Origin of the sequence: Succinimonas sp. (assembly GCF_045225735.1) — a bacterium.
Classification (GTDB): domain Bacteria; phylum Pseudomonadota; class Gammaproteobacteria; order Enterobacterales; family Succinivibrionaceae; genus Succinimonas.
Genome location: NZ_JBGVBR010000102.1, coordinates 1 through 6,269, shown reverse-complemented (window position 1 = coordinate 6,269; position 6,269 = coordinate 1). Strand labels below are relative to the sequence as shown.

6 protein-coding genes are annotated in these 6,269 nt (G+C 43.1%); 5 read left to right on the top strand and 1 reads right to left on the bottom strand.

Features of this window, described 5'->3' with window-relative positions; genetic code table 11:
- The coding region (locus ACJROR_RS03535) for an AAA family ATPase (protein WP_406545891.1) at positions 1-1,092 on the bottom strand (1,092 nt) is incomplete at its 3' end.
- Between the two features lie 302 nt (positions 1,093-1,394).
- Here ACJROR_RS03535 and ACJROR_RS03530 point away from each other — a divergent pair.
- The 5 genes from ACJROR_RS03530 (at position 1,395) to ACJROR_RS03510 (ending at position 6,217) form a co-directional block, all read left to right on the top strand.
- A complete protein-coding gene (locus ACJROR_RS03530; protein ID WP_406545890.1) occupies positions 1,395-1,916 on the top strand; it encodes an excisionase in 522 nt (173 codons plus the stop codon).
- Positions 1,879-3,150, top strand: coding sequence for an integrase DNA-binding domain-containing protein (locus tag ACJROR_RS03525; protein ID WP_406545889.1), 1,272 nt, complete (start codon positions 1,879-1,881; stop codon positions 3,148-3,150). Before ACJROR_RS03530 ends, ACJROR_RS03525 begins: the two co-directional genes overlap by 38 nt.
- Before the next feature lie 128 nt (positions 3,151-3,278).
- Positions 3,279-4,475: an ATP/GTP-binding protein gene (locus ACJROR_RS03520; RefSeq protein WP_406545888.1), complete on the top strand. Its 1,197-nt coding sequence runs from the start codon at positions 3,279-3,281 to the stop codon at positions 4,473-4,475.
- Positions 4,475-5,119 (top strand): RloB family protein, encoded by a 645-nt coding sequence (locus tag ACJROR_RS03515; protein WP_406545887.1) that lies wholly within the window; start codon positions 4,475-4,477, stop codon positions 5,117-5,119. Before ACJROR_RS03520 ends, ACJROR_RS03515 begins: the two co-directional genes overlap by 1 nt.
- A gap of 168 nt (positions 5,120-5,287) precedes the next feature.
- On the top strand, positions 5,288-6,217 hold the full coding sequence (locus ACJROR_RS03510; protein WP_406545886.1) for a hypothetical protein: 930 nt from the start codon (positions 5,288-5,290) through the stop codon (positions 6,215-6,217).
- The last annotated feature ends 52 nt before the right edge of the window (positions 6,218-6,269 follow it).

Genomic DNA, 6,269 nt, shown 5'->3' with positions numbered 1-6,269 from the left:
TTCGCCATCCAGAAGGCTTTGCATCTTATCAACGTCATCCGGCTCTATAAAACCCATGAATTCTTCGATAACATCGTTACCGCTGGTGTTAATCCAGTAATTGCCGGCGGTAATCTCCTTATTTTCCGCACCGACCTTTTTGCAGTTGTCCTTGCAGAAATTCATGACATCCCACGGGCAGTACATATGAATTGTGCCAAAATGGTACCCGTCGTAATTGTTTTTTGCCTCTTCGTAATAGTCTGAAAGTCCGTAGTATTTGAGGACTTCCTGAGTTTCTTCTTCAGTAAAGCCTATCCCGGAGGATAGATCATCATCTCCGGAATCAAGTACCGAGCAGATCATAAGATTATTGAGCCCGGTAAAAATACTTTCCTTAGCTGCTCTTAAACATCCGGTAAGCACTGCTCTGCCCAGATACGTATTTGTTTTTAAGGTGTCGTTATAGAAAGGACTGATAAGATCTGTCATTTCATCGTAGTAGCCATGATAAGCCGCTTTGGCAATAGGCACGTCGTATTCGTCAATCAATAGTACAGGGCTTATCTTATGATGCGCTTTGAGAAGACATGAAAGCGTCTTAAGGGATCCTGTCAGATAAGATTTATTGGTTCTGTCTGTAAGCTTTTCATAATTACTCAGACTGGCATATTGTTCCTTCTGCTTATCTGATAATTCCTCGCTGGCAGCCAGATACTCAAACTGCAGCGCCAGTCTGTATATCAGAGTGGCAAACTGATTATAAGCATCATTGAAGTGCTGATGAATGATGGTTTTAAACGACACAAAGATTACCGGAAACTTCCCCATGTACTTGCTGCAGAATTCCTTATCCTCAAAAATTTTGGTGTCCTTGAACCAGTTTTCCTGACGGGAGACATTTCCGGGATTTTCAGGATCAAGAGCCAGAAAATCATAAAAAGTGGACATGGTTAGCGTTTTACCGAAGCGTCTCGGTCTGGTGATAAGCATGACTTTCGAGGTGTTTTCTTTAAAAACAGTTCTGATAAAAGGAGTCTTGTCCACGTAATAACTGTTGCTTTCAATTAATTCGTGAAACAATTCCGCTCCGATACCTATAGACTTCAGCATTCTGCTCCGCCTTTGAATCTGACCATCACCTCTGAAAAGGCCTTTCTCTGGTTCGCTGTTCAGCGCAGAAAGGCTCTATCACTGTCATTATCCCATAACCTACTTAATCGTCAACCGCCAACATCTTACGTTTTGATAAGAATATAAGCATAAAGTATCTGTCGATAACACGTCCAAAATATCAACACTTAACTTTTTCCGGAAGCGGCGGGCTACATCACGCCTTTTTGCAAAAAAGATTAACGCAAACGTCAGATCTGCGCCTCTGCCGTGGCTACCTTATAGGAATAGGAGGCACGAAAATGAATGATATTCCGCTTAACGAACGCTATACCCTGACAATTAACGAATCCTCTCAGTACTTTCACATCGGAGTCAAAAGGCTGCGGCGTCTTGCTGAAATGAATGTTGGTGTTTTCTCGATAAAGTGCGGCAACAGGTTTCTGATTGTCCGGCCCAAATTCGAGGAATACCTTCTTCAAAACTGTTTAATCCAGATTTCCTTTCATTTGCAACAAGTAGTTGCTATCCCGGAAACGGTACGGAAATATACGGTTAATCATAAGGAGGTAAAAGAGCGCATGAGAAGACCCAACCCTGAAGAAAAACAGCTTCTTTCATTAAGAGAAGCATCCGCGGTATTCAACCTGAGTTACCAGAAGCTGTATCAGCTGGTGCTGAAGGGGGATACCAGTTTTGTGGCCTATTACAGAACCAGACGTCTTGTAATAAGGGATGAATTTGTGAAGTTTTTAAACAGCGACGGAAATATGGAGAAATTAGCCAATGCCAAAAACAGGACAAAGAAGAGACTCGAAGCATAGAATCCTGCATACCGGTGAGTCCATCAGAGCCAATGGCAAATACCAGTTCAAGTACATTGTTAACGGCAAGCCCAAGTTTTTGTACAGCTGGAGACTGACGCCGACAGATCCGCTGCCTGCAGGAAAGCAGCCTTGCCTCTCACTAAGAGAACTGGAGGCTGAAATCGGACGTGATATGGCCTCAAGGCTTGATCCTGCATGCAGTAACATGACCGTGAGTGAGCTGGTGGCCCGGTACCTTAAAACCAAAACAGGTGTCAGAAGCTCCACGCGTGAGGGGTACAAGTACCTCACCAATCTTCTTGCCAAGGAAGAATTCAGCACCAGAAATATTCATGCTGTAAAAACCTCCGACGCGAAGCTCTTCCTGATCAAGCTGCAGTCAGACGGCAGAGGTTCAAGCACCATTAAATCGGTTCGCGGCATCCTGAGACCGGCCTTTCAGATGGCTGTGGACGATGACATCCTGGTTAAGAATCCTTTCGGCTTTGAGCTTGCCGGGATAATCTACAATACCGAGAAAACCAGACTTGCCATTACCAGGCAGCAGATGTACCAGTTTCTCAAATTCGTTCATGACGACTGTGTCTACTGGAAATACTACGAGGCCTTTTACATCCTCTTCCATACCGGCATGCGCATCTCTGAATTCTGCGGACTGACCTTAAAGGATCTCGATATGGAGAACCGCGTCATTGACATCAATCATCAGCTCCAGAAGGTGTATTCCGGAAACTACGAGATCCTGCCGACAAAGACCAATGCCGGTACCCGGAAGCTGCCCATGACGGATGATGTGTATCAGATGTTTAAGTCCATCATCGACAGCAGACCGACAGATCTTCCGGAAGTCATGGTGAAGGGCTATGTGGGTTTTCTTTTCAGGGACAAGGCCGGCATGCCCGAGGTGGCTCTGCACTGGAAGCACCGGTTCCAGTATGCCGTAAAGCGGTACAACGAGATCTTCAAGGTTCAGATGCCGCCAATCAGTCCTCACGTCTGCCGTCATACCTATTGCAGCAATCAGGCAAAGGCCAGAATGAATCCCAAGACCCTGCAGTACCTCATGGGGCATTCAGACATTTCAGTAACCATGAACGTCTATACGCACCTGGGGCTGGATGACGCCAAGGATGAGATTGTCAGACTTGAAGAGCTTAACGCAGCGAGAAAGGAGCTTGAGAAAACCAACCGGGAGGAAATTCTGGACATCAGGATGTTCCGCAAGGTTTAATCAAAACAGGGTGAATTCGGGAGCTCATGTCAGATTTGGAAACGAAAAATCTTTAAACCTTGAAACAATCAAATTAAAATGCTATTTTTGGAACAAAAGGTTAAAAACAGCATTGAAAAGAGGTTGTTATGTTGGTTGAGTTTCGCATCCAGAACTTTCTGTCATTCAAAGAACTGCAGACCTTTACTATGGTAAAAAGCAAAAGCAGCGAACGGCCGGGGAATGCCTTCCCCATCATGGCTGAAAAAGAGTTCAGCCTGCTTAAGAGCGCTGCTGTGTACGGTCCGAATTCCTGCGGTAAATCTAACTTCCTGAAGGCTCTTTCCGTCATGAAAGGCATTGTTACCACTGCTTTGCAGCGTGGCATGAAGCTTCCTCTGACTCCTTTCAGACTCAATCCTGAGACAGGCACTCGGCCTATGGAATTTGAAGTGAGTTTTATCGTCAGTGACGTGAAATACCAGTACGGTTTCAGCGCCTCGGCAGATCAGATTTTTGATGAATGGCTTTTTGCCTTTCCTGCGGGTCGCCCTCAGAAATGGTTTGAAAGAGTCTGGGATGCTGAATCCGGAAAGCATCTCTGGAAATTCAGTCAGTTTCTGCAGGGAGCCAAAAAGCTGTGGCGTGACTCCACCCGTGAAAACGCCTTATTCCTCTCGACAGCTGTTCAGCTTAACAGCGAGCAGCTGAAACCTGTTTTCGACTGGTTCAGCAAAACTCTTCGCTTTGCAGGAACTGAAGGTTTATCTCCTGAGTCTACTGCCAGATTCTGTACGGGCAGCGGAAAGGAAGATGTTTTGAAATTCCTCAAGGCTGCTGATTTTAATATCGAAGATATCCGCGTGGAGGAAAAGCATCTCCCCGGGGAACCAGTCTATGAAATCAGCACGGTTCACACTGACAGCAGCGGTCAGACAGTATTATTTAATTTCAGGGATGAATCCTCCGGCACGCAGCAATTCTTTTCTTTTGCCGAACCGATTCTGGATGTTCTGTCTAACGGCAGTGTTCTGTGCATTGATGAGCTTAACGTAAATCTCCATCCTAAGCTGGTGCAGTTCCTGGTGGAATTGTTTCATGATCCAAAAGCCAATCCTAAAAATGCGCAGCTGATTTTCACCACTCATGACACAACCATTCTTACTCAGGAAATTTTCAGGAGGGATCAGATCTGGTTCTGCGATAAAAACAGAGAACAGGCCTCTTTCTTGTATCCTTTATCCGATTTCAGTCCTAAAAAGGGAAAGGAAAATCTGGAACTGGGATATCTTTCCGGTCGTTACGGAGCGCTGCCTCTTGTTCGTTCTTTCTGCGGGGTGCAGTAATGGGCAGCGAAGATCTTTTCAAAAAGCGAAAAGCCAGAAAGCTTAAGGATCAGCAGAGAAGAATCGGTTTTTGCAAGTCTTACGACCGAGTACTGATTGTTTGTGAAGGTGAACAGACAGAGCCTCTTTATTTTGAGGGCTTTAAACACGAATATGACTTAAGCTCTGCCAACGTGGTTGTAACGGATGCATCCAAAGGTTCAGATCCGGTGAGCATAATTAAACATGCTGAGAAACTTTATAAGGAATCGCAAAAAGAAAACAATGCGTTTGACAGGGTATTCTGCGTTTTCGACAAAGACCAGCACGGTAATTACGATACAGCTGTGCGTATGCTTTCAAAGGCCAGCAGTAAATTTACAGCCATTACGTCAGTTCCGTGTTTTGAATACTGGTTTTTGCTGCATTTTGAATATACTACAAAATCATTTCCTTCAGCATCAGCAGTCATTTCAGAGCTTAAAAAACATATCCCTGCATATAGCAAGAATAACATGAGGATATTTGATACTTTGAAATCCCGGTTGCAGACTGCTGTTCAAAATGCTGAAAAGGCCAATGAATCAGCCAAAAAAGCGGGAACAGATAATCCGTCAACGAAGGTTGTTGACTTGGTTAATTACCTGCTAAACCTGAAAAAGTAGACATCAGGATGTTCCGCAAGGTTTGATCAAAACAGGGTGAATTCGGGAGCTCATGTCAGATTTGGCATGGACTTTTTCGTTTTTTGGGATAGAGGGTAAATTTTTGAAGAATGTGAATGCAGTCAACATCTTAAATCTTATATTCTGGTAGAAGTATGAGGAGTGATAATGGATGGAGGCGAAATGACTAACATTATTAATGAAGAACTTATAGCGGCAAAAAAAGATAAAATGATTGAGGAAGAGTCATGTAAGTCCAACGGAAAAACAATAGTAAAACTAACCAGAGATAATGTGGCTAAAGTTGAAGCCATGATTCGTAATGACTCGGCCTATATAAAATCGCATGAAAAGAAAGCAAAGCCTAAGCTAAGTTTGAAATCAAGCAAAAAGGATTCTGAAGAAACTGTTGAATATAAATATAATGGGTCAACTGCTTATTGGATGAGTATGTTACGTGCTTACATACTTGATAATAAGAATGATTTTCTTGATCAGCAGTATCCGGAAGTTAAAGATTATTTTGAAGGTTTGAAATTGGATTCGGATGCTTCTGCAATTGATAACAAACTGACTTATGATGAAATAATTAAGAGAGCTGTAATTGCTGTTGATAACGAAAACAGTACCCACATTAATTCTGATGGTGTTGGAAGAGACGAAATCACTAGGCGCATTGTTAATGAAATTGACAAAAAGGAATTACTCAATAGCTTATGGGAAAGAAATTTAGACATGTTCAAAAAAATCGAAGCAAAAACACACCCCGATGATGTAAGTCACAATGCCAGGGAGAATACCTCTTTTGCATCAAAATTCTGTCACTACGCATGCTACTATTTGTTTGAAGGATCTGATAAGCAAGACAACTATTCAATTCATGACAACATACTTAGAACTGTTTTACCTTGGTATTTAGAATATTACAAAATACCAGTTAAAAAAAGAAGTTTGACAGAATACGATGTTTACCGAAAAGCGGTAGATGCTGTTAGAGAAAAGGCAAAAGAAAAATATGGAAATGAGATAAGCAGGAATGGGTTCGATCATTTGCTTTGGTACTACGTAACTTCCCTGCGATTTTTGCATGAAGTCTAAGCCCCTTACTCCAAGGGACTTGGAGTTCAGGGGGTGATTTTTTGGGAATGTC

Excerpts from the sequence above, each read along its gene's own strand:
- ACJROR_RS03525 (WP_406545889.1), top strand. The coding sequence starts at position 1,879 with ATGCCAAAAACAGGACAAAGAAGAGACTCGAAGCATAGAATCCTGCAT.
- ACJROR_RS03520 (WP_406545888.1), top strand. The coding sequence starts at position 3,279 with ATGTTGGTTGAGTTTCGCATCCAGAACTTTCTGTCATTCAAAGAACTG.
- ACJROR_RS03530 (WP_406545890.1), top strand. The coding sequence starts at position 1,395 with ATGAATGATATTCCGCTTAACGAACGCTATACCCTGACAATTAACGAA.
- ACJROR_RS03510 (WP_406545886.1), top strand. The coding sequence starts at position 5,288 with ATGGATGGAGGCGAAATGACTAACATTATTAATGAAGAACTTATAGCG.
- ACJROR_RS03515 (WP_406545887.1), top strand. The coding sequence starts at position 4,475 with ATGGGCAGCGAAGATCTTTTCAAAAAGCGAAAAGCCAGAAAGCTTAAG.